The sequence below is a fragment of the Arthrobacter sp. HMSC06H05 genome (genome assembly GCF_001807395.1).
GTDB classification, from domain to species: domain Bacteria; phylum Actinomycetota; class Actinomycetes; order Actinomycetales; family Micrococcaceae; genus Pseudoglutamicibacter; species Pseudoglutamicibacter albus.
Window position 1 is genome coordinate 67,288 of sequence record NZ_KV788984.1, and the last position, 24,397, is coordinate 91,684.

Consider the following 24,397-nt stretch of genomic DNA (forward strand, 5'->3'; position numbering starts at 1 on the left):
ATGGCTGAAACACCTAAATTCCGCACTGAACATGACACGATGGGCGAGGTCCTCGTACCGATTGATGCTCTGTACCGAGCACAGACCCAGCGTGCAGTTGAGAACTTCCCGATCTCCGGTAAAACCCTTGAGCCGCAGCATATCCACGCTCTCGCACAGGTTAAGCGCGCGGCAGCTCTGGCGAACCTCGAGCTCGGCGTGATTTCGCAGGAGATCGCTGACGCGATCCTCCACGCAGCTGACGAGATCATCGCCGGTAAGCACGATGACCAGTTCCCGATCGACGTGTTCCAGACCGGCTCCGGAACGTCTTCGAACATGAACACCAACGAGGTCATCGCTGAGTTGGCTACCCGCGAGCTGAAGGCCAACGGCTCCGAGACCCAGGTCCACCCAAACGACCACGTCAACGCTTCCCAGTCCTCCAACGATGTGTTCCCAACTTCTGTTCACGTCGCTGTCACTGGCGCGCTCATCAACGACCTCATCCCGGCGTTGAAGTACCTCTCCGAGGCGCTTGAGAAGAAACGTGTTGAGTGGAAGGACGTCGTCAAGTCCGGCCGCACCCACCTCATGGACGCAACCCCGGTCACGATGGGTCAGGTCTTCGGTGGCTACGCAGCACAGGTCGCCTACGGCATCGAACGCATCGAGTCTTCCCTGCCACGCGTAGCTGAGGTCCCACAGGGCGGTACCGCGGTTGGCACGGGCATCAACACCCCAGAGGGCTTCCCCGAGAAGGTCATTGCTAACCTCGCGGAAAACACCGGGCTTCCAATCACCGAGGCCCGCAACCACTTCGAGGCACAAGCTAACCGAGACGGCCTCGTCGAGGCCTCGGGTCAGTTGCGCAACATCGCCTACTCGCTGTTGAAGATCAACAACGATCTGCGCTGGATGGGTTCCGGCCCGAACACCGGCCTGGGCGAGCTGCACATCCCAGACCTTCAGCCAGGCTCCTCCATCATGCCGGGCAAGGTCAACCCCGTGATTTGCGAGGCCTCTTCCATGGTGTGCGCGCAGGTCATCGGTAACGACACGACCATCTCGCTGTCCTCGACCAACGGTGCGTTCGAGCTCAACGTCGGCATCCCAGTCATGGCTGCCAACCTGCTCGAATCGATCCGCCTGCTCACCAACACCGCCCGCGTGATGGTAGACAAGATGATCAACGACCTCACCGTCAACAAGGAGCGTGCACGCTTCCTGGCTGAGGCCTCCCCATCCGTGGTGACCCCGTTGAACAAGTACATCGGCTACGAAAACGCCGCGAAGATCGCCAAGAAGGCCGTTGCTGAAGGCATGACGGTGCGCGAAGCGACCGTTGCGCTCGGTTTCGTTGGTGAAGGCGAGGGCAAGGTATCCGAGGCTGACCTCGACAAGGCTCTCGACGTCACCACGATGACCGGCCGCTTCAACTAAGCGCCCTCGAGTTTCGACTCGACACATTTCAAGTGCCACAACCGGATACGGTTGCGGCACTTGAACTCGACAGCCCCGCGGGCGCTCACCACAACGGTGGGCGCCCGCGGGGCTGTTCTACGCGGCCTGTTAGGAAGGGACCGCGCTGAGATGGCCGCCGCTAGAGCGCGAGCGCGAGCCCTGTGCCACACAGCATGGCTGGGCCGAACGCGATGAAGGCGCGCGGGTTGCGTGTCGCGATCATCACGATGAGCGCGTGCACGCCTGCAATCAGGCACATCAACACCCCCGCCAACACGACGTGGCCCCAGCTGACTACCGCACACATCGCGCACAACACGGGCGCGAGTTTCACATCCCCTAAGCCAAGCCCTTGAGCAGTCATCCAGCGAAGCGCGATGAACACCACGGCCCCGCACACGGCGGCCAGGATCCACCGGAACCCCAAGAACGTTCCCACCCCGATCGAGGCAAACGTGGCGAGCGTGAGAAAGAAAGCGCACGCTGCACTCAGGCGGGCGACCCACACATTCGGGAGCCGATGCGTGCGGGCATCAATGACCGCCAGAACTACCCCGAAGCCTAAGAACGCAAGGCATGCGCACATCAGCGCGGCGGCCACGATGAGGCCCCATACTGAACCGGAGCCGGCGTAGGAAAGAATCAGGGTGCGCATGCTCTCAAGGCTATGCGCACCCTGCAAAGACTCGCTACGGACTGCCCGGTATTGTGGACAGATTCAGCCCGCATCGCAGTTGTGGATAGGCTAACGCGCTGATTGCGGCCCCGGGTTCCGTGCGGAGCGCGGTTCAGCAGCCGAAGCGGCGTTGCCGCCGCTGGAAGTCACGCAACGCCCTCAGGAAGTCCACGCGCCGGAAATCCGGCCACAATGCTTCGCAAAAATAGAACTCGGAATAGGCGGACTGCCACATCAAGAAACCGGAGAGGCGCTGTTCGCCTGATGTCCGGATCACCAGGTCCGGGTCAGGCTGACCCGAGGTGTAGAGATGCTTGGCGATCATATCGGCATCGAGTGCCTTCGCGACCTCGCCGGCGCTCATACCGCGGGTATCGGCGTCTTCAAGTAAAGCGCGCACCGCATCGACAATCTCGCGGCGGCCACCGTAGCCCACCGCAACATTCACGTGCAGGCCCCCACGGCCAGCGGTGCTGTCACGCAGCGCGCACAACTTCTCGGCAAGCTCGGCAGGCAGCACATCCAACGCCCCGACCGGGTGCACACGCATCGAGCCTTCAGACCCCACCCGGCTCAAGGTTTCGTCGATAATCCGTAGCAGTGCGGCAACCTCAGCCGAGTCGCGGTTGAGGTTATCGGTAGAGAGCATGTAGAGAGTCACGGTACGGATACCGATCTCACGGCACCATTCGAGGAAGTCAAGGATCTTGTCCGCGCCCGCTTGGTGCCCCGAGGCCGTCGGCGCACCCGCGAGCTTAGCCCAGCGCCTATTCCCATCGACCATCACGCCGATGTGCCTGGGAAGTTTCGCAGGCTCCAGCTCGCGCGCTAGCCGCCGCTCATACAGCCCATAGAGGAAACGCGGCGGCCACGAGATCTTCAGTAGCCTCATGCTTGCGGGCTTCGCCCCGGCTCGGCGTTCTCACCGTATTTTTCGGCAAGACGACGGCGTGCTTCACGTTCAACTTCATCAGCTTGGCCTTGCTCAACAAGCTCAGCCTGAGCGGTCTCCACCGGCGGCTGGTAGTCGAGGCGGCGGATGCGGCGGGCCATAGAAACGATCAGGAGGATGACGGCGATCGCCAAGCATGCGATAGCCACAAACCCCGGGAAGCCGGGCCCAACCGCGCGGTACTCATCCGAGTCAGTCCCCAGATTCGCTGGGACGTAGGCCAGTACTGAGAAAAGCATGCTCACCTTCCATACGCAACGCATCCGAGGGTCCGTCGTCCCCCGTGCATTGATCTATTTTACCGCCGGTCGTTGGCAAGCTCTGGTTTGAAGGCTTCTGGCACCGGACGCAGCGTACCGATGCGCTCGCCTTCGCCATCGTGAAGGCCAGCGAACAGGTCGAACTCCGGTAGTTCGGTGTGCACGCGAGTGGCCGCGAGCACGTAGTCATCCCACGGGTACACCTCTTCCACGAGCTCCGGAGGGACCGCGAAGAAGAAGCCGCCCGGTTCAACCTGGGAACGGTGGGCCAAGAGGGCCTCATCACGTAAGTGCACCAAGCCGCTGATGGGCACGTGCGTTGTCACACGGTGCCGGGCAGCGGGGTTGGTGCTGTCGCGTTGGCGTTTTTCCAAGAATTCGATGCGCTCACCGAATGGAGAGACACCCTCGCGTTGACGCATCGCCTCGTCCAGGGCCTTGAAGCGCTCAAGTGAGAACGCGCGGTCGTAGTACATCTTGGAGATGGTCCACGGCTCACCGAGGCCCTGATATTCGTTTTCGCGGTGGGAGGCACGGAACGCTTCGACGGAGATCTGGTGGGTACGAATGTGGTCCGGGTGCGGGTATCCGCCGTTTTCGTCATACGTGATGAGCACGTGCGGTTTGAACGTACGCACCAGATGCACCAGCGGCGCGGCAGCATCATAGAGCGGAACCGAGGCGAAGCAGCTCTCTGGAAGCGGCGGCAGCGGGTCCCCCTCCGGCAGGCCCGAATCCTCGAAGCCCAGCCAAACATGCTTGATGTTGAGCGCTTTCGCGGAGACTTTCATCTCCTCGCGGCGCAAACCAGTGAGGTCGCGGTGCGCGCGAGGCATGCTTTGGACCTCCTCTACCAGGATATCTCCGCGTTCACCGCCAGTACAGGTCACGACAAGCACTTCCGCCCCGGCCTGCGCGTACGCGGCGGCCATCGATGCACCCTTGCTGGCTTCGTCATCGGGGTGGGCGTGCACGGAAAGTACACGCAAGCCAGACGAATCAGGCACACTACGCGGCGAATGTCCCATGGTGGTGCGATTCCCCTTTCGATGCCCCGGATAGAATGGGGGGCATCATGTCCTCAGGTGATCTCAAAATCGGTGGCGAGGATACTCGCCAATCTCCAAGCCTAGCGAACCGCTATGGTTCCGCGCGTCGTAGTTTGTCAACGCGCGGCTGGTGGATTGTTGCGGTGGTCGGGATTCTGTTTCTTTCCGGCTACCTGCTTTTTGTGACGCTTCGGTTCCAGAGCAGTTTCGATGCCAAGGACATCTCGTATCAGCTAATCAGTGACCGCAACGTTGAGGTCACGGTTGCTGTCACGATGGATCCCGGGGCCGATGTGACGTGCGGCTTGCGTGCGTTGAGCCAGGATTATTCGGTGGTCGGCTACAGGGAAGTCCGTTTCCAAGCGGATGAAAGTTCGGAACGTTCCGGCAATCGCTATATCGTGCAGAAAACCGTTCCGATGCGCACCACGTTCACGCCTGTAACGGCAGGCTACGAAGCATGCTGGCGCACAGGAACCCAGTAGCGCGGCCACAAATTTTCCATAGATTTAGCCTGTTGTGGCTCCCATTGTTCGCTTTTGCGCGTTAGACTCGTGCGATAACGAGTGTGCCCGCTGGGATTAGCTTGACGCTGCTTCAGTCCGGTCAAGGTAACCAGTGGGTATTTTCTTTTGCAATTAACCACCGCGCTGTTTGGGCGCGGTTCAACGAAATGGAGTGTTCATGACGTCTCAGCATGAAGAAGTGTGGCTGACACAGAAGGCCTACGATCGTCTGAGCGCTGAATTGGAGCACCTCTCCGGCCCGTACCGGGCTGAGATCCTTGAGCGTATCGAGGCTGCTCGTGACGAGGGCGACCTGAAGGAGAACGGCGGCTACCACGCGGCGCGTGAAGAGCAGTCGAAGAACGAGGGCCGCATCGTGTACTTGAAGCAGTTGCTTGAGAACGCCCAGGTGGGTGAAACCCCTCAAGACGACGGCGTGGTCGAGCCAGGCATGGTGGTTGTCGCCAACATCGCGGGTATGGAGACCCGCTTCCTGTTCGGTAACCGCGAGCTCGCTGACGGCACCGATCTTGACGTGTATTCGGATCATTCCGCACTCGGGCAGGCAATCGACGGCCGCAAGGTCGGCGAGAAGCTGAGCTACACCGCCCCGAACGGCAAGGAGATCCCGGTCGAAATCGTGGAGGCTCACCCGTTCGAAGGCTAAACACCGTTTAAGTTCAACGAGCTTGACGCGTGAGGGGCGGTTCAGATCTCTGAACCGCCCCTCACGCTGTCCCATCACGTATCGGCTGACCCTTGGCGGCCCGCTTGGCTGCCGTGGGCCTGCTACTGCATGACTTGTGGGTCGTAGCCGTGCTCGCGTAGCGCATCGAGCACTTCGTTTGAGTGTTCGTGGCCGTTGGTTTCCATGTCGATCGTGATCGCGACGTCGCCCATCGACAGCGCCCCGCCGATGCGGGTGTGGTCCACGCGGGTCACGTTGGCGCCGCATTCGGCGATGATGCGGGATATGGTTGCGAGCTCACCCGCGCGGTCCTGAAGCATCATCTTGATGGTCAGGTAGCGCCCGGCCGCGGCGAGACCGCGCTGGATCACTTTCAGCATGAGGAGCGGGTCGATGTTGCCTCCGGAGAGGACCGCGACCGTCTTAGAAGGCTCAATTCCGGAATCGACAAGCGTGTGCTCCAGCAGGGCCGCAACCCCCACGGCACCGGCCGGTTCAACCACGAGCTTGGATCGCTCCAGCAAAAACACAAGCGCGCGAGCCAGCGCGTCCTCAGAGACCGTCACGACATCGTCAACGAGCTCACGAATGATCTCAAACGGCATCTGGCCGGGGCGGCCCACCGCGATGCCATCGGCGATCGTACGGACCTTCGTGAGCGGAACCAACGCGTCCGCGGCTAGCGACGGCGGATAGGCCGCCGCATCCTCAGCTTGGACACCGATGACCTTGATGTCCCGGCCCAGTTCAGCTGCCCGACCCTTGATCGCGGTCGCGACCCCGGCGAGCAAGCCGCCGCCGCCGACTCCCATGATCACGGTCTCGACCTCTGGATACTGCTCCAGGATCTCCAAACCGATGGTCCCCTGCCCCGCGATGATGTCCGGGTGGTCGAACGGGTGCACAAACACCGCGCCGCTTTCCTTCGCGTACTCCTCGGCCGCGGCGAGCGCCTCATCGACAGTGTCGCCGTGCAATACGACCTCGGCGCCGTGATCACGGGTCGCGGTGAGCTTAGGTAGGGCCACGCCCAACGGCATATAGATCCGCGCTTTGATCCCGAGCCGGGATGCGGCCTGGGCTACACCTTGGGCATGGTTACCGGCCGATGCGGCCACAACACCGCGGGCACGTTCGGATTCCGTGAGGTTCTTCATGCGCACATAGGCGCCGCGGACCTTGAAGGACCCGGAACGCTGCAGGTTCTCGGCTTTGAGCCACACGGGTGCCTTCGTGTGAAGTTCCAACGCACGCGAGTGATGCAGGCCAGTTTTCTCAACCACGCCATCGAGCACCTCAGCCGCACGGCGAATATCAGCAAGCGTCACCGGAAGATTACGTGTGGGGTCTTCGCGAGGAATCGTTGGTACCGCTTCGGAGGGTGTGGGTTCTGTAGGAGTGGACGATTCGTCTTGACGCGCCTGCTCTGTCACTACTCTGTTTCTCGTCACTACTTTAGTTTCTCCTGGTTGCTGAGGTTTCCAGCGGTCACTGCGCTTTGAGTTTTGCCGCGCAGCTATGGTTTTTGTTGCTCGTCGCCGTCCCGCTCGGCTGCGGTATCAGCTGGGCGCGGGGTGAGACGGGGCTCTTGTTCATCATATGTATCTGTTGGCTCGTGGCTCGCTTTTACGTCACTCTGCCTGGAATTTTTACGGTGGTGGGCAACCGCGGGGTCTCGCTCCCATTCCTTCGCGGCGAGATACTTGCCGACGCTATTGATGATGGCCACCAGAGGAACCGAGAACAGCGCTCCAGCGATGCCCCACAGGAACGTGCCGCACGCAACCACCAACACCACAGCGAGCGGGTGAAGGCTCACTGCGCGGCCCATGATCAGCGGCTGCAACACATGGGATTCAACCTGTTGCACCAGCAGCACGACACCGAGCATGATCAGCGCGACGACCCAGCCTTGGGCTACAAGCGCGATCAGCACGGCGACAGCGCCGGTCAGGAACGCACCGACGATCGGGATGAACGCACCCAGGAACACCAGCACACCCAGCTGTGGTGCCAACGGAACGTTGAGGATGTAGGCGCCCAGCCCGATGCCGAAACCGTCGATCAACGCGACCACAACCTGGACGCGGATATAAGAAATCAGTGACGCCCAGCCACAGCGGCCAGCCCCATCAGCGGCAGCACGGGTGTGGCGAGGGAAAAGACCGACAACCCACTTCCAGATCTTCGGACCATCCAGCAGGAAGAAGATCAGCGCGAAGATCGTCAATAGGAGGCCCGTGAGGAAATGGGTCACGGTGGTGCCCACTGATGCGGCCTGCTTGAGTACATCCTGCGAATTCGCTTGCAGGCGCTGCAGCATCTCCTGGGCCCAGTCCGTGATTTGTGTATCCGTGATCTTGAGTGGGCCCGTCGCCAACCAAGTGCGGATCGAGTTGATGCCGTCGATCGCCTCGGCCCACAACCTTTCAGCGCCTTGCGCCATGGTCGCGACCACGAGCCACACAACTCCAGTGAGCAGGCCCGCGAAGATCAGTAGCGCTCCGAAGGTCGCCAGCCCGTTTGGAAACCGCAGTTTCACAAGCAGCTTCTTCAAAGGGCTCAACAGGCCGGCCAGTAGTGCGGCGATCATCACCGGGATCAGAACCACCGCTACACGGCTGAGGCCCCACAGAATCATGACCGTCACCACAATAATGACGCCGATGCGCCACGCATACCCCGCGGTGACCTTGAGCGGTTGCGGGATATCGCTAGGCACCGCTACATCTGGCTGTTCAGGCTCTCGCTCTGGCTGTTCCTGCTCCGCTTTAAGTTCCGCGCGGCGCTGCTCTATAGAGTTGCGGACGCTACGGAGCTTTTCTGAAAACCTCGCCCCCGCCTTGCGGAGACGGTTCGGTGATGATCTGGGCATAAAAACACGGTATGCCAAAACAAATGTTTTGGCATACCGTGGCTTGAGGTTTATGCGCTGAGCGTGCCCAGCTGTGGTGTCCTGCGTTTAGCGGTCCACCATTTCGCGGATGATCATCAGCAGACGCAGGACCTCGATGTAGATCCACACGAGCGTGACCGTCAGACCGAACGCCGCGGTCCATGCAACGTGCTTCGGTGCGCCCTGCTCGATCGCGCCCTGGATGAACTCGAAGTCCATGACCAAGAAGTAGGTAGCGAGCAGCACCGCGAACAGGCCGATCAGCATACCGAACACGCCGGTACGCATCGAGGTGCCAGCGAAAACAACAACACCGAGGTTGACCAGGGAGAACGCGAGGTAAGCCATCGCCGCAACCATCACGATGCGGGTCATGCGTGGCGAGGTGCGGTACTTACCCGAGCGGTACAGGCCCAAGGTGACAGCGAACACGAGGATCGTGCCGAGAACGGCCTGCAGAGCGATACCTGGGTAAGCGACTTCAGCGATCGCGGAGATCGCACCCAACACGAAACCTTCAAGGACCGCGTAAATGACAGACAAGGCCGGCGAGGTGACGCGCTTGAACTGGTTGATCATCGCGATCACGAAAGCACCGATCGCCGCGATAACCACCATAGGGATGATTGCGCCACCGAGTGCGCCTATGCCCGCCCCGCTCATAGCGCCACGGACGGTACCCATCACGATGAACCAAGCAACCGCGCCGGAAGCAACGATCAGGCCGAGCAAGATGGTCATCTTGTTGAGCACATCGCCCATGACCATGCGCTCGCCCTGGCCACCCTGACCATGCTGGACGCTTAGATCGCCAGCAGCGTAGTCAGGCTGCTGATAGCCCTGTTGCGGCTGGTAACCCATTGGCGGTTGCGGCGGCTGGTTACCCCGCGGGGCCTGATAACCCTGCGGTGGCTGCGGAGGCTGCTGGCCCGGCTGTGCCGAAGGCGCACCATACATGCGGTCAAGATCTGCAGCTGACGGCGCGTGGATCGCCTCGGCGCCTTCACCGTTGCGCATCTTCTCGCGGAAGTTTCCTTCTTTGAAAACCGGGTTGCTACTGCGGAAAGCCATTAATTTTCTACCTCTTTTTCTTAGGGCAGCGCGAACACGCACAGATCACCTGGCGACGTTTCACGCGTCCAAGGAACTGTGAACCATCTTACAGGGTCGCCTGCCCTGTATGCATTCGCTCACCAAGCGACCGCGGTCACCGAACCCGGTGTGATCTCGGTGTGCCCGGCATCGCGGATCACCACGGTCGCGTTCGTTGCCGTGGTGCGCCAACCATCGCGATCAAGCGGGATGAGCGTGGATGGGAAGCCGTCTTCAATCCAGTCTTCAAGCTCGTCATGGCTCAACTGCATCGCCCATGTCAGCCCTGCGTGGGCGGACTGAGCGGCCGCTTTACCCGTGGACATCCCCAATACGGTATCGATACCGATGTGCAGAATTTTCGGCGAATTCATCTCACCGTAAACGGTTGGTTCGCCGGCGTGTTCGAATTCGGTCCCAGAAACCTGCAGCTGCTTCATGCGGCCGGTCAGCGGATATTCAGTAGGGGCCAGCGCCGCCGCTTGCGCGGTCCCGACGCTCACCATGACCGCTCCGGCGTTCTCAAGCGCACGGAAGTCTTTCGGTTTGCCCCGTCGCACACTTTTCCCTTGACCGCCGCCCCGGCCGTCTGGCCCGTGAAGCCACGGGCCCCACATCGGGTCATCCGGGAAAGCAAGCCACGCTGTGATGGAAGCGAGCGCCGCGGCAAGACACGTATCTTCGTGGGTCGCTAAAGCCTCCGGGTCTTTCAAGACCGCGATCGGCTGAATCAGTTCAACAGCTGGCACGTGCCCCCACTGGGACTCGAACCCAGACTGAAAGGATTTTAAGTCCTCTGCCTCTGCCATTGGGCTATGGGGGCTTGCGTGCTCAGCGCCATGCTAGACGCTGAGCACGCGCGAGGCTTATGCCTCGCAACGAGAATTACTTAGAAGCATCAGCTTTCTTCTTAGGGGAAGCTGCTTTACGGAACTCGTCGAACGGACGGTTCACGTTACGCAGACCCCACACGTCGCGGCCAGCGATGAGCTGGTTGATCCAGCCGCTGAACACGCGGATTTTACGTTCGATGGTTGGCATCGCCATGCCGTGGTAGCCGCGGTGAGCAGCCCAAGCGAGGAAGCCGTGCATCGGGAACTTGATGATCTTAGCGACACCCTTGCCGTAGCCGAGGCCGGCAACAGCACCGAGGTTGGTGTGCTTGTATTCCTTAATCTCGCCCTGGCCGTAGCGTTCAGCCAGCAGGTTGCTTGCCAGGACAGGAGCCTGGCGGACGGCGTGCTGAGCGTTCGGAACGCACGTGCCGTCTGGGAGGCCGCCACCGGAGAGGTCCGGGACTGCCGCGATGTCGCCTGCGCCCCATGCGCCTTCGATGACGTTGCCGTCAGCATCAACGCAACGCAGCGTTGCATCGACGGTCAGGCGGCCGCGCTGCTCAACGTTGAGGTCGGTTTCGCGGATCATCGGGTTGGCTTGAACGCCCGCGGTCCAGATCAGGGTGTCGACGTCGAACTCATCGACTGGGTCCCCACCTGGCATCGAGACGAGCTTGAGGTGGCGGTCGGTCGCATCAGAGAGCGATGTGTTCAGGCGCACGGTGATACCGCGGTCGCGAAGGTGCTCAACAACCCACTTAGCGGAGTCCTCCTGGACCTCAGGCATGATCTTGCCCATCGCTTCAACGAGCTGGAAGTCAAGGTCTGCCGGTGTGATGTTGTTGCAACGCTTAGCGGCAAGAACCGCCGCATCGTGCAATTCGGAGATGGTTTCAACACCGTTGAAGCCACCACCCACAACAACAACACGCAGCGCACGCTTACGCGCCACCGGGTCATCGGTATTGTCAGCGAACTGGATGCGTTCCTGCACGTGGTCGCGCAAATAGATCGCTTCTTCCACACGCTTCACCCCGATGCCGGCATCAGCAAGGCCCGGGATCGGGAACGTCTTGGTGATCGCACCAGCGGCGAGGACTACATCCTGGTAAGGGATGGTGAACTCTTCACCGTTGTCATCCTTGACGAGTGCTTCCTTCGCCTGATGGTCGATGCGGACTACCGAGCCGCGCACGAGCTCGCTGTGACGAAGCCAACGTGCGTGAGGCACCGTGATGTGGCGTGGCTCGATCGATCCACCCATAACTTCCGGGAGGAACGGCTGATAGGTCATGTATGGAAGCGGATCGACGACGGTGACGACGCCGCCAAGTGCACGAACCTTCTTCTGCAGGTTCTTAGCAACGTAAAGACCGAGGTATCCACCCCCAACAACAAGAGTGCGTGGACGTTGGGACAGTTGCTGTGAGCTAGGCATAGTTCCATTCTATGCCTGATCTGCGATTGTCAAACTTCACGCGGCACTCAGCGGCACATGAGATCGATCGCAACGCCGTCAAGAATGTCGTTTTCACTCGCCGCGAGCTCTTTGACGCGCCCGCCGGTGCGTTCCTGTATGGTTTCGAGGATCGTTTTGAGGATCATCGCGCCACCGGTCATGATGTCGACCCGGCCAGGGTGCATGTACGGCAGGTCAGCGAGCCGCTCCTTAGAGAACGATGCGAGTTCGCCACACACTGCGATCGCCAACGGGACGGGGATCGCGGCGCCGGTGATGCGTTCTGGGACATAGGAAGGCAGGTCGAGCGCGTGAGCGAGCACCGTAGTCACGGTGCCGGCGACACCCACGAGACGGTCAACCGAGCTGAAATCGATCGTGTCTGAAATCCCCGCCAGGACCTCCCCGACGGCTTGGGCGAGTTCTTCTTTCTGTTCCTCTGATGGCGGATCAGAATGCATGAAACGCTCGGCGTAACGGACCGCACCCATCTGCGTTGATACTTCAGCAGTCACCTCGCCGCCGCGCCCGGTCACGAACTCGGTGGACCCTCCCCCAAGGTCCAGGACCAAAACATTCTCAACCGGAGCCACATCGACCGCAGAGACCGCGCCCGTGAACGAGAAGCGAGCCTCCTCCTCGCCCGTGATGACGCGCGGCTCGACCCCGAGATGATGGCGCACCACATCGTGCACCTCCTCAGCGTTGGCGGCATCCCGGGTAGCTGAGGTAGCCACGAACGTGGTCTGCTCCGGCTGGAACCGTTTGATCGTGGCCACGAAACCATCGAGGGCTTTCGCAAGCCTGCCTAGGGCCTCTGCCGAGACCCGGCCGTGAGAGTCCACGCCCTCCCCGAGCCGCACAACCTCCATCGTGCGTACACAGTCAGTGAGTTCGATCTCGCCGTCAGTGACTGTCATATCGGCAATCAGGAGTCGGACGGAGTTCGTTCCACAGTCGATGACGGCCGCACGCATCTAGTTACCCTCCGCCTGGTTCGTGTCATCAGCCGCGCTGTTGCCGGCCGCGCTGCTGCCGGCCTTGCTGTTGCTACTAGCCTCGTCTGCCGCGCGTTTGGCGGCTCGTTCAAGTCGCTTCTTCTCCGGGTCACCCGCTTGGGTGCGCACGTGGCGGGACTTGTCTTTCGATGGCGCGGGACCTTCGGTGTCCCACGCGCCTTGGCACGAACAGACATCGGGACGCCACCACTGAGCGATCGCTTCGAGAGCTTGGTCGCCGAGCGGGTTGGTTCCCGGGCCAGCTGCCAGCGAATGTCCCACCAGCACGTGGATACATTTGACGCGGTCCGGCATCCCGCCCGCGGATACTCCCGCGATCTCAGGGACCTCACCCACGCCGGAGCGTTTACCGATCGCATCTCGCACCGCAAGATAGTGTTCGTGCGCCGCGGCGTAGGCTTTCGCGAGCTCAGGGTCTTTAGAAAGTTGTTCGTTCATCGTGACCATGAGGCCTTCAGCCTCAACACGTGAGCACGCCGAGGTCGCGACCGGATGCGTCAAATAGTAGGTCGTGGGGAACGGGATACCGGAGCTGAGACGAGGCGCGGTGGTTGCCACGAGAGGATTACCGCACACGCAGCGAGCGCCGATCTCCACGATGTCACGAGCAGGACGGCCAAGCTGACGCGAAACGGTGTCAACGTCCTTCTCGGTGGGGACCCGCTGTTCGCTATTGAGCGCCTCTGCTGCGGGGATCGTCATGTCTTCTCCTCACTCGGTGCCGCGCCTATCGATACCTGCACCGATCAACTTCTACTCAGTCTTTTTCGTCTTCGGGCTCTTGAGCGTTTTCCTCTGAGTCCTGGAAGCGCGTGGCCGGGTTGACGCCTAGTGACACGGTGGAATCCCACAGCCCTTCGACCCACGGCAGCCCTTGGCGGTAGCCGCTCGGGTGGTTAGTTGAGGCGAGCTTCTTTTTAGCAGGCTTACCCACCGGGACGTAGAGCTTCTCCCCCGGCGCATACACATTGAGCCGGTTGCGGGACTGTTGCCTAATGTATTCCGGATCATCCCAGCGTTTGAGCTCGCGGGTGAGCCGTTCTTGTTCCGCTTTTGCCTTCGCGATGTCTGCGCGGGCTTTGTTGAGTTCGGCGGTCTGCTGGCCCAGGGTTGTGAGCGCTGGGAACACGGTTACCACCGAGATCGCGATGACGATGGTGAGCACAATGACGCGCATCGACAAGCTTTTAGCCGGAACGGGTTGTTGCGGGGCTGGCTTGTTCTTCTCGGCTGGGGTGCGCTTGCCCGTCGATCGGATCGCGCCTTGAAGTGCTGCACGTTCCGTGAGGCGATCGTTGATGCGGGCTTTGCGGCGTCGAATCGCTGCCGCTCGGAGACCGCGGCCTGGTTTCGTCGGCGGCTCAGCCAGTGACTCGCGCTCTTGCCTAGCCCGCCCTTGCTTTGCTTGACTCTGTTGAGATTGGCCCTGCTGGGATGGATCCTGCCTGGCTTGCTGTTGGCGGGCGTGGAATCGCGCTTTACGTTCTTCGGTGTCTTGGGCTCGGGCTTCCGCGAGTTTCTGCGCATGCTCGCGTTGTGCACGGCGGCGTTCGGTTTTCTCTAGGCGGCGTTGCTTCTTCGCTAAACGACGCTGGCTAGCACTGTTTCCCGCTTGGGCTTCAACCCTCGGCTGGCCTTTTTCTCCGCCTTTAGCGGTCGCTGAGAACGTGTCCTTCGTAGGTGATGCAGAGCCCTGTGGCTGACCTTCGGCGCGTTGGCGTTCGCGCTCACGATCTTGCCTCAGTTGTTGCTCGCGCTCTTGCTGGAGCTCTTGTTCTCGCTGTTGCGCGCGTTGTTGTTCTAGCTCGTGTTCACGCTGTTGCGCACGGCGCAGGGCTTCTTCGGATTTACGCGCCTGCTGTGCACTGTGCGCATGCGGAACGCGTGGGCGTCGCGGGCTCATTGACACATCCTCTCGGCGCTCAATCCATCCAGTCTTTGCCTGCTCCCAGGCGAGGCTCCCCCCCACCTTCATTCCTGGGCCAACCCAGCTGGGGTGAGAAAGCAGGAAACCACCGAAGCGTGAGGCTTCGGTGGTTTCCTATCCTACTCAGCTGAGGCGGGCCTGCGGGCTAACCTCGCCGTGCATCAGGCCTTGAAACGTGGGAACGCGGATGCGCCGGCGTATGATGCGGCTTCGCCGAGTTCTTCTTCGATGCGTAGCAGGTGGTTGTACTTAGCGACGCGGTCGGAGCGGGCCGGGGCGCCGGTCTTGATCTGGCCTGCGTTGGTTGCGACCGCGAGGTCGGCGATCGTGACATCCTCGGTCTCGCCTGAGCGGTGGGAGATCATGCATGCATAACCTGCACGCTGCGCCATCGTGATGGCGTCCAGGGTTTCGGTGAGGGTACCGATCTGGTTGACCTTCACGAGCAGCGCGTTCGCGGTGTCGTCTTTGATGCCGCGTTCGAGGCGTTCTGGGTTGGTCACGAACAGGTCGTCCCCGACCAGCTGGACCTTATCACCCAGGCGTTCGGTCAGGTTCTTCCAGCCTGCCCAGTCGTCTTCATATAGCGGGTCTTCGATGGAGACGAGCGGGTAGGCCTCAACGAGTTCGGCATAGTAGTCGGCCATCTGCTCTGCGGTGCGGTTTTCACCCTCGAAGACGTAGACGCCGTCCTTGTAGAACTCAGATGAAGCCACGTCGAGTGCAAGCGCTACGTCAGCACCTGGCGTGTAGCCGGCTTTCTCGATCGCGGTGACGATCAGATCGAGCGCGGTGCGGTTGCTTGGCAGGTTCGGGGCGAAGCCGCCCTCATCGCCGAGGCCGGTCGAGAGGCCCTTTTCGTTCAGAACAGCCTTGAGTGAGTGGTACACCTCAATGCCCATACGCAACGCTTCAGAGAAGGTTGGGGCAGAGATCGGAGCGATCATGAACTCCTGAATATCGACATCGGAGTCAGCGTGGGAGCCGCCGTTGAGGATGTTCATCATTGGGACTGGCAGGACGTGTGCGTTCGGGCCGCCGAGGTACTTATACAGCGGGAGGTTCGAGGACTCGGAAGCGGCGTGTGCTGCCGCGAGCGATACACCGAGCAGTGCGTTAGCGCCGAGCTTGGACTTGTTGTTGGTTCCGTCCAGGTCGAGCATGATCTGGTCGATGTCGCGCTGATCGGTTGCAACGAGGCCCTGCAGTTCTGGACCGATGACGTCGATGACGTTATCCACGGCCTTGGTGACGCCCTTGCCGAGGTAGCGGCTCTTGTCGCCGTCGCGGAGCTCTACCGCTTCAAACTCACCGGTGGATGCGCCGGAGGGCACAATCGCACGGCCCAGCGAGCCGTCCGTGAGAAGAACTTCAGCTTCAACAGTTGGGTTACCACGGGAATCGATGACCTGGCGCGCGTGAACGGCGTCAATCAGAGGCATTGGTTTGTGCTCCTTTTGATGATTCAACGGCGCGTGGCTTTGTGATGGCGCCGCTCGTCGCTTCCTATGGTATCCGCCCGTTAGCTTCGGGCCGATTTCTCTTTCCGTTTCGCTTCCGCCCACGCGGCTTCCGCGGCTTCCACGCTACGTTGCGGATCCGAGCGCATCGAACCGTCCGCGTTGAACAGGTGAGTGTTGCGGCGCAGCAGCTTCTCGCTGAGCGCATCAGCGATGTCATCAAGATCAAACGCGCCGCGCTCCCTGCCCAGCTCCGCGTGGAGCAGGATTTGGAACAGTACATCCCCCAGCTCGGACACCAAGTCAGCATCCGGGGCCTCGCTAGCCACCGCGTCGTGCACTTCGTGCGCCTCTTCAATCAGGTACGGAGCCAGTTTTTGTGGAGTCAGCGCGGAGGTCCACCCGCACTCGCTACGCAGCAAACGCACGATGCCGCGGGCACGTTCAAGCGCGGCCGTCACCTTCTCGTCATCAGGATTCATCTGGATCTTTCGGATTGCGCTCTGCCTGCTTCTGCTCACGCGACTCTGCTTGCTTCGGTTCGCGCGGCTCGGCCTGCTGCTGGGTTGGGTCCCTGTGGACTTCGCGGCGCGGGATTTTCGGTTTCGGCTCGGTTTCTTCCCACTCAGGGTTCACGCGCCAGATCACGCGGTGGACGATGCGGTCCAGGATCCACCCGAGCACCATCGCGATGCAGATGGAGATGATGATCCCGAGCAGGCGGTTCGATTCCATCCACTGGCCGGCCACGGTCCCGATCAGCACGGAGTATGCGCCCCACATGAGGCAACCGATCGCGTCAAACAGCATGAACGTTTTACGTGAATATCCGGTGGCCCCGGCGGTGAAGTTCACGGCAACGCGGCCGATTGGCACGTAACGGGCCGTGAAGATGAGCACGCCACCGCGTTTTTCGAGCTGTTTCTCTGCGGTCACGAGCATTTTCGCGACCGCGGGCCTGCGCATCCACTTGAACCCTTGCCTGCCCACGGCTCGGCCTAACGAGTACGCGATCTGATCGCCGATGAACGCACCCGTTGCACCCACTAACGCGAGCACCATGACAGGCAAGAAGCCTTGAGAGGCCCACACCGAGGACAAGCCCACGAGCAAAGACTCTGAAGGCACCACTGGGAAGAACCCGTCGATCACAGACATGATGAAAACCACGGGCAACACCCACCATGCGGTGGCGGCGTGCAGAATCCAGTCGTTGATCATGTCCATGGTCTCGCCGAGTTTTGTGGCGATGACTAGACCGGTGAGGCTCATCTCGTCATGCTCTTCCCTTTTCAGTGTGTTTACTGTTTGTGTGCGGCTTCCTCTGCCGCGAGTAGCGCGGCGCGTGTCATGACGGCTACGCCGGTCTTGATCGCGGATTCATCCGGGTCATAGTCGCCCTGATGGAGGTCATACACTGGCCCGCCTGGCCTGCGTGTACCCAGGCGCATCAGTACGCCTGGCTTGCGCATCGTCATCCACGCGAAGTCTTCGCCACCCATCGATTGCGGCATGAGTTCGATGGCCTCGCCGCCTATCTCTTGGCGCGCGGCTTCTTCGATGAGCGCGGTTTCGGTTTCCGCGTTGACAACCGGCGGGACTCCGCGGATGTGTTCGAGCTCGACCTCGACGTTGTAGGGGGCTGCAACCTGCTTGATGACCTGATCCAGCAGCTCTCCTGCCTGATCCCAAGCTGAAGCGTCGAGGCAACGCATCGTGCCGGATAGGGTTCCGAACGCCGGAATCGCGTTCGGAGCGTTACCTGCATTGATCTGGCCCCACACAACCGATACGGCCGAGCGGACGTCGATGCGGCGGCTTAGGACCGCCGGAACGCCGAGTGCGATCTGCGCCATCGCGTAGATGAGGTCTTCGGTCAGGTGCGGGCGGGAGGTGTGACCGCCGCGCCCGTGCAGGCGGATACGGATCGTGTCAGATGCCGAGGTGATCGCGCCGATGCGGGTGCCGACGCGGCCGGCGAGGATACGGGGTTCGCAATGCAGGGCCGCAAGCCGCGGCAACGGATCGATTACGCCTTGCTTGATGACCTTCTTAGCCCCGCCTGGCATTTTCTCTTCAGCAGGCTGGAAGATCACCCGAACCCGGGCGTTGAGTCTGCCTTCGGTGTTCAGGCGATGCAGAACCAGCGCAACGCCGAGCATCACCGTGGTGTGGACGTCGTGGCCGCACGCGTGTGCCACGCCCTTGTTCTGGGATGCAAACTCCAGGCCTGTCACTTCCGTGACGGGTAGCGCGTCGATGTCGGCGCGTAAACCGATCGCGAAAGGCCCGTCCCCGATATCGACGTAGGCGCCGGTGTCTTGGAGGCGGACCGGCTCCAACCCGGCTTTTTCAAGCGCTTCTACGATCCGGTCTGTAGTACGGAATTCTTCGAAAGAGAGCTCCGGGTCAGCGTGGACTTCACGGCGGAATGCGACGAGGGTATCGAACAGGTCCTCGATGTGCTCAGCGGTATCAGGGGCGGGCCTTTGAGATGTCACGGCGTATCTCTCCTCTTCGTCTCTCAATCAGAGTAGGTGCCTCTAGATTCAGAGTACGTCCGTTTGACCGTGAGCTTTCAACGCGTTAACTGCATCCTTAACCTGCTGTGCATGGGACTTTGTGGTCACCAGAAGCGCGTCCGGAGTATCGACCACGACAACGTCTTCAACGCCGATCAACGCGATCACGCGGTTCGTATCAGAAACCACGATGCCGGAGGAGTCATCGACGTAGACGCGGCTTCCGTGGCCCAGGACTTTCACGCGTGTGTCATCCTCGGCAGGGTTGAGCCGGCCCAGGGCGGCGAAGTCGCCGACGTCGTCCCACGTGAATTCGCCTGGGACCACCGCAACATCACCGGCTAGCGCGGCAGGCTCGGCGACCGCGTAGTCGATCGCGGTTTTAGGTAGGCCCGGCCACACCTCGTTGAGGACCCGCTCTTGACGCTCAGTTCCCCACGCGTCAGCGATCTCTTCAAGCCCTGCGGCAAGCGCTGGCTCGTTTTCCCGCAGGTGCTGGAGCATGAGCCCCACCGGGGCCACGAACATTCCGGCGTTCCAGAGGTAGCTGCCGCTGGCCAGGTAGCGCTGCGCTGCAGCCTCGCCTGGCTTCTCAACGAATTCGATGACTTTCCGCCCGCTCGGAGCGCCGGGGATATCGAGCTTGCCGCCGGTGCGGATATAACCGAAACCGGTTGCAGCGTAGGTAGGTGTAATGCCGATCGTGACGATCTTGCCGGTCGCGGCGATATGCACCGCTTCAGTGACTGCCTCGCGGAACTGCTCTTCCGGAGTGATCACCTGATCGGCCGCGAACGATCCCATGATGATGTCCGGATCGCACTTATTGAGGATCGCTGCCGCCAAACCGATCGCGGCAGCCGAATCCTTCGGTTCAGGCTCCAACACGAGGTCATGCTCTTTAAGCTCAGCGATCTGGCGGTGCACCGCGTCTCCATGCGCGCGGCCGGTGACGACCAGGACGCGGTCATTCATCAAAGGCAAGAGACGCTCATACGTCGAGCGGATCAACGTTGTTCCGGAGCCTGTGAGGTCATGCAGGAACTTAGGGGCTGCTGCACGTGAGAGCGGCCAGAGCCTAGTGCCCGTCCCGCCTGCAGGGATGACGCCGTAAAAGCGTTCCATGACATCGCCCGAAAACCCTTTATTCTTCATCATTTGCATCACACTACCCGAGATGATGTGACCGGCGTCCTACCGAAGGATGAGTCGAAGTAGACCAAAGTATTAGGAAAGCTTTGGCGTGCATATTTCATCCAGATGACATGCGCCCATGAAGCAACCGACATATTTAAGGGTCGCAGATCACACTGGCGGCCAAGCACTCGGCACGCAAACTCAAAGTGCATTAGTCTAGATAGGAACGCTGACATCGGCGCGCACCCGAAATTGTGCCCAAAGTGGCACATACGCCCGGTGGTCTTGGAGGTAGATCAGTGTCGAAGACATCTTCTGGCACCCTGTATCGCGGCCGTGAAGGCATGTGGTCATGGGTGGGACACCGCGTTACCGGTGTCGTTATTTTCTTCTTTTTGCTCGTCCACGTTCTGGACACCGCCCTGGTTCGCATTGACCCAGGCGCATACGACGCCGTGATTGGCGCGTACAAGAACCCGATCATGGCTCTCGGTGAGCTCGCGCTCGTCGCCGCGATCGTGTTCCACGCCTTCAACGGCGTCCGCTTGATCTTGGTTGACTTCCTGAAGCAGGGCACCAAGATCCAGCGCGGCCTCTTCTGGGGCGTCATCGTCCTGTGGGTCGTGACCGTCGCCGCATTCGCTGCACGTCACTTGACCCTCGTGTTCAGCCACTTCTTTGGGGGTAACTAATCATGGCTACTGCACAGATTGAAGCTCCCCGTTCCCCACGAATTGACCCGAAGTACAACCGGTCACGTAAGTCTCGCAACAACTTCGAGATGATGGCGTGGCTGTTCATGCGCTTCTCGGGCGTGGTCCTGATCGTTCTGATCTTCGGCCACCTCATCACCAACCTGCTGGTGGGCGACGGTGTAGCCGCTATCGATTTCGGTTTCGTTGCCGGTAAGTGGGCTAACCCGCTGTGGCAGTTCTGGGACCTGACGATGCTGTGGCTGGCAATGTTGCATGGCACCAACGGTGTTCGCACCATCATCAATGACTACGCTGAGAAGGATCGCACCCGTTTCTGGCTCAAGACGATCCTCTACATCGCCTCGATCTTCACGGTGATCCTCGGCACCTTGGTCATTTTCACCTTTGATCCATGCATCCCTGGCTCGACTCTCGCCGTGTGCGGCGCCTGAGTAGCCCCCTGACGTTTCGAAAAGGAAAACACGAATGCAGGTACATCAGTACGACGTCGTGATCGTCGGTGCCGGCGGCGCCGGCATGCGCGCAGCCATCGAGGCTGGTCAGCGTGCACACACCGCGGTCTTGACTAAGCTCTACCCAACCCGTTCTCACACCGGTGCCGCTCAGGGCGGTATGTGTGCAGCGTTGGCCAACGTTGAAGAGGACAACTGGGAATGGCACACGTTCGACACCATTAAGGGTGGCGACTACCTGGTTGACCAGGATGCCGCAGAGATCATGGCTAAAGAAGCCATTGACGCGGTGATCGACCTTGAGCAGATGGGTCTCCCGTTCAACCGCACCCCAGAGGGCAAGATTGACCAGCGTCGCTTCGGTGGCCACACCCGCGATCACGGTAAGGCCCCGGTCCGCCGTGCATGCTACGCAGCTGACCGTACGGGTCACATGATTCTGCAGACCCTCTACCAAAACTGCGTTAAGCACAACGTTGAGTTCTTCAACGAGGTCTACGTTCTCGATCTGTTGCTGACCGAAGAGGACGCAACCCGTGAGGACGGCACCGCCTACAAGCAGAAGCGCGTTGCAGGCGTGGTGACCTACGACTTAGCAACTGGTGAGATCGAGGTCTTCCAGGCTAAGTCGGTTGTCTTCGCAACCGGCGGTGCAGGCAAGATCTTCAAGACCACCTCGAACGCTCACACCCTCACCGGTGACGGCATGGCGATCGCGTTCCGCGCAGGCCTGCCGCTTGAGGACATGGAGTTCGTCCAGTTCCACCCGACCGGCCTCGCTGGCCTCGGTATCCTCCTTTCCGAGGCTGCCCGCGGTGAAGGTGGCGTGTTGCGTAACGGTGACGGTGAGCGCTTCATGGAGCGTTACGCACCAACCATTAAGGACCTCGCACCACGTGACATCGTGGCGCGTTCGATGGCTCAGGAAGTCCGCGAAGGCCGCGGTGCTGGCCCGAAGAAGGACTACGTCCTGCTCGACCTCACCCACCTCGAGCCGTCCCACATCGACGAGAAGCTCCCGGACATCACCGAATTCGCACGCACCTACCTGGGTGTTGAGCCTTACACCGAGCCTGTCCCGGTCTTCCCGACCGCCCACTACGTCATGGGTGGTATCCCAACCAACGTCAAGGGCGAGGTTCTCCAGGATAACGACACGATCGTGCCGGGCCTCTACGCCGCTGGTGAGGTCGCGTGCGTTTCCGTTCACGGCTCCAACCGTCTGGGCACCAACTCGCTTTTGGACATCAACGTGTTCGGTAAGCGTTCCGGTATCAACGCGGCAGCTTACGCACGCGATGCCGAGTTCGTTGCCGTCCCAGAGAACCCGACCGCGTTCGTGGAAGAGCAGATCAACCACGCTCTGCACAACGACGGCCCGGAGCGCGTTGCACACATCCGTGCAGAGCTGCAGCAGACCATGGACACCAACATGCAGGTGTTCCGTTCTCAGGCCTCCATGAAGCAGGCTCTCGATGACATCGAGGCGCTGCGTGAGCGTTACAAGTCGGTAGGTATCCAGGACAAGGGCAAGCGCTTCAACCTGGACCTGCTCGAAGCTATCGAGCTCGGCTTCCTGCTCGACCTTGCCGAAGTCATGACTGTTGCTGCTATGCACCGTCACGAATCCCGCGGTGGCCACTACCACGAGGACTACCCGAACCGTGACGATGAGAACTTCATGAAGCACTCCATGATCTACAAGGACGAGTCCGCCAACATTGACGGCACTCGCGGCCTGCGTTTCGATACCAAGCCGGTTGTCTTCACCCGCTACGAACCAATGGAGCGTAAGTACTGATGTCTACCAACGTTGCTGAACCAGCATCCAAGATTGAGGTTGCTGGCTCCGATTCCGGCGAAATCGAGCAGTTCGATATCACCCTGAAGGTCCGCCGCTACAACCCGGAGGTCTCCGACGAGGCCCACTGGGACGAGTTCAAGCTCACCATGTACGGCACTGACCGTGTGCTGGATGCCCTACATCAAGCCAAGTGGGATCATGACGGTTCGCTCTCGTTCCGCCGCTCCTGCGCACACGGTATTTGCGGTTCCGACGCTATGCGTATCAACGGCCGCAACCGTCTGGCTTGCAAGACCCTGCTCAAGGACTTGGATACCTCCAAGCCAATCACTGTTGAGCCGATCAAGGGCCTGCCAGTCGAGAAGGACCTCATCGTGGACATGGAACCGTTCTTCCAGTCCTACCGTGAAGTCATGCCGTTCCTCGTGACCAAGGGCAACGCTCCAACGCGTGAGCGCCTGCAGTCCCAGGAAGAGCGCGCACGCTTTGATGACACGACCAAGTGCATCCTGTGTGCTGCATGCACCACCTCGTGCCCGATCTTCTGGACCGACGGCCAGTACTTCGGCCCTGCAGCAGTTGTGAACGCTCACCGCTTCATCTTCGACTCGCGTGACGAGGCCGGGGACATGCGCCTTGAGGTTCTCAACGATAAGGAAGGCGTATGGCGTTGCCGTACCACCTTCAACTGCACCGAGGCATGCCCACGTGGCATCCAGGTGACCAAGGCTATCGCTGAGGTCAAGCGCGCAATCCTGAACCGCACCATCTAAGGTGACAGGATGAACGCTTAGGGCTGAGCCCCTCAAACGTTTGCGGGCCGGAAAGGGAATGTCCCTTTCCGGCCCGCAAACGTTTAACGGTTATCCACTGAAGGCAAGCTCCTCGATCTGGGTCCAGGACCCAGCGCCATCGCCCACATGCACCGTAACGCTGTGGGCGGACATGTTGAATGAGACGTCCTCCCATTCCCGGCGCACCTGCGCAAGCCGCTCCGGAGCTACCTCCTGGGCCAGGGTCAGATGCGGTACAAACGGGTAGGCAGGTTTCGCATCGAGCGGGCCTGAATGGAGGCGTTCATGCAGTTCAGTGAGTTCCCGCTCCCCTTCCGCAACGCGCAGATAGGTCACCGGCGAGACCGGATAGAAAGTGTCTGTACCTGCGAACCTCAACGGGAACGGGGAGAACGCCGAGACGACGTTGCGGATATGCGCTATGGCCTCGGCCGGATCCGGCAACGGGACCCCCGACATGAGCGTGATGTGAGGAGGGATGTACGCGTACGGGTCACCGGTGGCGGCACGGGTCGCAGACACCTTGCGGGCGTACTCGCCCTCGACGGGGATCACGATGCCAAGAAAGGACCGGCCCTCGCCTATCGCGCCTGCCATCTGGCCTGGGCTTAGCTGCGTGCTCGTAGCATGAGTGCGCGTACTTTTCTCGTGTGTGCCGTGCTCATAGCGTTCGGTACCCATAGTTGAACCTTACCGTGGCACTCTCACA

Annotated in this window: 25 protein-coding genes and 1 tRNA gene; 7 read left to right on the forward strand and 19 right to left on the reverse strand. The window is 60.8% G+C overall.

From position 1 onward, the window contains the following. Nucleotides 1-1,422 (forward strand): class II fumarate hydratase, encoded by a 1,422-nt coding sequence (locus tag HMPREF3160_RS06195; RefSeq protein ID WP_035754942.1) that lies wholly within the window; start codon nt 1-3, stop codon nt 1,420-1,422. A 160-nt stretch (nt 1,423-1,582) separates the two neighbouring features. On the opposite strand, the gene HMPREF3160_RS06200 is transcribed toward HMPREF3160_RS06195, so the two are convergent. The 4 genes from HMPREF3160_RS06200 to mca all read right to left on the reverse strand — a co-directional run bounded on the left by HMPREF3160_RS06200 (nt 1,583) and on the right by mca (nt 4,338). Next, on the reverse strand, nt 1,583-2,098 hold the full coding sequence (locus tag HMPREF3160_RS06200; protein WP_070507611.1) for a prepilin peptidase: 516 nt from the start codon (nt 2,096-2,098) through the stop codon (nt 1,583-1,585). A 133-nt stretch (nt 2,099-2,231) separates the two neighbouring features. Beyond that, nucleotides 2,232-3,011: an isoprenyl transferase gene (locus tag HMPREF3160_RS06205; protein ID WP_070489997.1), complete on the reverse strand. Its 780-nt coding sequence runs from the start codon at nt 3,009-3,011 to the stop codon at nt 2,232-2,234. Further along, entirely contained in the window at nt 3,008-3,310 is a 303-nt protein-coding gene (locus tag HMPREF3160_RS06210) for a tripartite tricarboxylate transporter TctB family protein (protein WP_035754940.1), read from the reverse strand. The genes HMPREF3160_RS06205 and HMPREF3160_RS06210 overlap by 4 nt, the downstream gene beginning before the upstream one ends. 59 nt (nt 3,311-3,369) lie before the next feature. Next, a complete protein-coding gene (gene mca / locus HMPREF3160_RS06215; RefSeq protein WP_070507613.1) occupies nt 3,370-4,338 on the reverse strand; it encodes a mycothiol conjugate amidase Mca in 969 nt (322 codons plus the stop codon). A 68-nt stretch (nt 4,339-4,406) separates the two neighbouring features. On the opposite strand from mca, the gene HMPREF3160_RS06220 reads away from it, so the two are divergent. Then, a complete protein-coding gene (locus tag HMPREF3160_RS06220; RefSeq protein ID WP_035754934.1) occupies nt 4,407-4,865 on the forward strand; it encodes a DUF4307 domain-containing protein in 459 nt (152 codons plus the stop codon). A 199-nt stretch (nt 4,866-5,064) separates the two neighbouring features. After that, nucleotides 5,065-5,553: a transcription elongation factor GreA gene (greA, locus tag HMPREF3160_RS06225; protein WP_035754933.1), complete on the forward strand. Its 489-nt coding sequence runs from the start codon at nt 5,065-5,067 to the stop codon at nt 5,551-5,553. Nucleotides 5,554-5,675: 122 nt separating this feature from the next. On the opposite strand, the gene ilvA is transcribed toward greA, so the two are convergent. The 14 genes from ilvA to HMPREF3160_RS06295 all read right to left on the reverse strand — a co-directional run bounded on the left by ilvA (nt 5,676) and on the right by HMPREF3160_RS06295 (nt 19,943). Then, nucleotides 5,676-6,935, reverse strand: a complete 1,260-nt coding sequence (ilvA, locus tag HMPREF3160_RS06230) for a threonine ammonia-lyase (protein ID WP_035755019.1) — start codon at nt 6,933-6,935, stop codon at nt 5,676-5,678. A gap of 155 nt (nt 6,936-7,090) precedes the next feature. Continuing rightward, nucleotides 7,091-8,449, reverse strand: a complete 1,359-nt coding sequence (locus tag HMPREF3160_RS06235) for an AI-2E family transporter (protein ID WP_083285496.1) — start codon at nt 8,447-8,449, stop codon at nt 7,091-7,093. An 87-nt stretch (nt 8,450-8,536) separates the two neighbouring features. Beyond that, complete coding sequence (locus HMPREF3160_RS06240) at nt 8,537-9,541, reverse strand: Bax inhibitor-1/YccA family protein (protein WP_070507615.1); 1,005 nt, start codon at nt 9,539-9,541, stop codon at nt 8,537-8,539. Nucleotides 9,542-9,660: 119 nt separating this feature from the next. Further along, complete coding sequence (locus HMPREF3160_RS06245; protein WP_070507617.1) at nt 9,661-10,311, reverse strand: peptidyl-tRNA hydrolase; 651 nt, start codon at nt 10,309-10,311, stop codon at nt 9,661-9,663. Between the two features lies 1 nt (nt 10,312). Beyond that, nucleotides 10,313-10,385: transfer RNA gene (locus HMPREF3160_RS06250), tRNA-Leu, on the reverse strand. Between the two features lie 62 nt (nt 10,386-10,447). Continuing rightward, on the reverse strand, nt 10,448-11,836 hold the full coding sequence (locus HMPREF3160_RS06255) for an NAD(P)/FAD-dependent oxidoreductase (RefSeq protein WP_035754932.1): 1,389 nt from the start codon (nt 11,834-11,836) through the stop codon (nt 10,448-10,450). A gap of 47 nt (nt 11,837-11,883) precedes the next feature. Beyond that, nucleotides 11,884-12,834: a Ppx/GppA phosphatase family protein gene (locus HMPREF3160_RS06260; protein ID WP_070507619.1), complete on the reverse strand. Its 951-nt coding sequence runs from the start codon at nt 12,832-12,834 to the stop codon at nt 11,884-11,886. Continuing rightward, nucleotides 12,835-13,578 carry a DUF501 domain-containing protein gene (locus HMPREF3160_RS06265; protein ID WP_070507621.1) on the reverse strand — a complete coding sequence of 248 codons (744 nt, stop codon included), beginning with the start codon at nt 13,576-13,578 and terminating at the stop codon, nt 12,835-12,837. It abuts the gene before it with no gap. Nucleotides 13,579-13,633: 55 nt separating this feature from the next. Next, complete coding sequence (locus tag HMPREF3160_RS06270) at nt 13,634-14,779, reverse strand: septum formation initiator family protein (protein WP_070507623.1); 1,146 nt, start codon at nt 14,777-14,779, stop codon at nt 13,634-13,636. 185 nt (nt 14,780-14,964) lie between these two features. After that, the gene (gene eno, locus HMPREF3160_RS06275; RefSeq protein WP_035754927.1) at nt 14,965-16,245 is read right to left on the reverse strand and encodes a phosphopyruvate hydratase; all 1,281 of its coding nucleotides are present in this window, start codon (nt 16,243-16,245) and stop codon (nt 14,965-14,967) included. Nucleotides 16,246-16,325: 80 nt separating this feature from the next. Beyond that, the gene (locus tag HMPREF3160_RS06280; protein WP_070507624.1) at nt 16,326-16,745 is read right to left on the reverse strand and encodes a MazG nucleotide pyrophosphohydrolase domain-containing protein; all 420 of its coding nucleotides are present in this window, start codon (nt 16,743-16,745) and stop codon (nt 16,326-16,328) included. Then, nucleotides 16,735-17,535, reverse strand: coding sequence for a DedA family protein (locus HMPREF3160_RS06285; protein WP_052048279.1), 801 nt, complete (start codon nt 17,533-17,535; stop codon nt 16,735-16,737). The genes HMPREF3160_RS06280 and HMPREF3160_RS06285 overlap by 11 nt, the downstream gene beginning before the upstream one ends. 29 nt (nt 17,536-17,564) lie before the next feature. Then, nucleotides 17,565-18,764: an amidohydrolase gene (locus HMPREF3160_RS06290; RefSeq protein WP_070507626.1), complete on the reverse strand. Its 1,200-nt coding sequence runs from the start codon at nt 18,762-18,764 to the stop codon at nt 17,565-17,567. A gap of 48 nt (nt 18,765-18,812) precedes the next feature. Then, the gene (locus HMPREF3160_RS06295; RefSeq protein ID WP_070507629.1) at nt 18,813-19,943 is read right to left on the reverse strand and encodes a mannose-1-phosphate guanylyltransferase; all 1,131 of its coding nucleotides are present in this window, start codon (nt 19,941-19,943) and stop codon (nt 18,813-18,815) included. 278 nt (nt 19,944-20,221) lie between these two features. Between HMPREF3160_RS06295 and sdhC the strand changes: the two genes are divergently transcribed. From sdhC to HMPREF3160_RS06315, 4 genes are read left to right on the forward strand one after another with little or no spacing between them, the layout of a single operon-like run. Continuing rightward, nucleotides 20,222-20,614, forward strand: a complete 393-nt coding sequence (gene sdhC, locus HMPREF3160_RS06300) for a succinate dehydrogenase, cytochrome b556 subunit (RefSeq protein WP_083285498.1) — start codon at nt 20,222-20,224, stop codon at nt 20,612-20,614. 2 nt (nt 20,615-20,616) lie between these two features. Continuing rightward, a complete protein-coding gene (locus HMPREF3160_RS06305) occupies nt 20,617-21,069 on the forward strand; it encodes a succinate dehydrogenase hydrophobic membrane anchor subunit (protein WP_035754922.1) in 453 nt (150 codons plus the stop codon). A gap of 34 nt (nt 21,070-21,103) precedes the next feature. After that, nucleotides 21,104-22,891 (forward strand): succinate dehydrogenase flavoprotein subunit, encoded by a 1,788-nt coding sequence (sdhA, locus tag HMPREF3160_RS06310; protein WP_070490026.1) that lies wholly within the window; start codon nt 21,104-21,106, stop codon nt 22,889-22,891. Then, nucleotides 22,891-23,667, forward strand: a complete 777-nt coding sequence (locus HMPREF3160_RS06315) for a succinate dehydrogenase iron-sulfur subunit (protein ID WP_070507630.1) — start codon at nt 22,891-22,893, stop codon at nt 23,665-23,667. Before sdhA ends, HMPREF3160_RS06315 begins: the two co-directional genes overlap by 1 nt. Before the next feature lie 90 nt (nt 23,668-23,757). On the opposite strand, the gene HMPREF3160_RS06320 is transcribed toward HMPREF3160_RS06315, so the two are convergent. Beyond that, on the reverse strand, nt 23,758-24,369 hold the full coding sequence (locus HMPREF3160_RS06320) for a 2'-5' RNA ligase family protein (protein WP_070507632.1): 612 nt from the start codon (nt 24,367-24,369) through the stop codon (nt 23,758-23,760). Between the last annotated feature and the right edge of the window lie 28 nt (nt 24,370-24,397).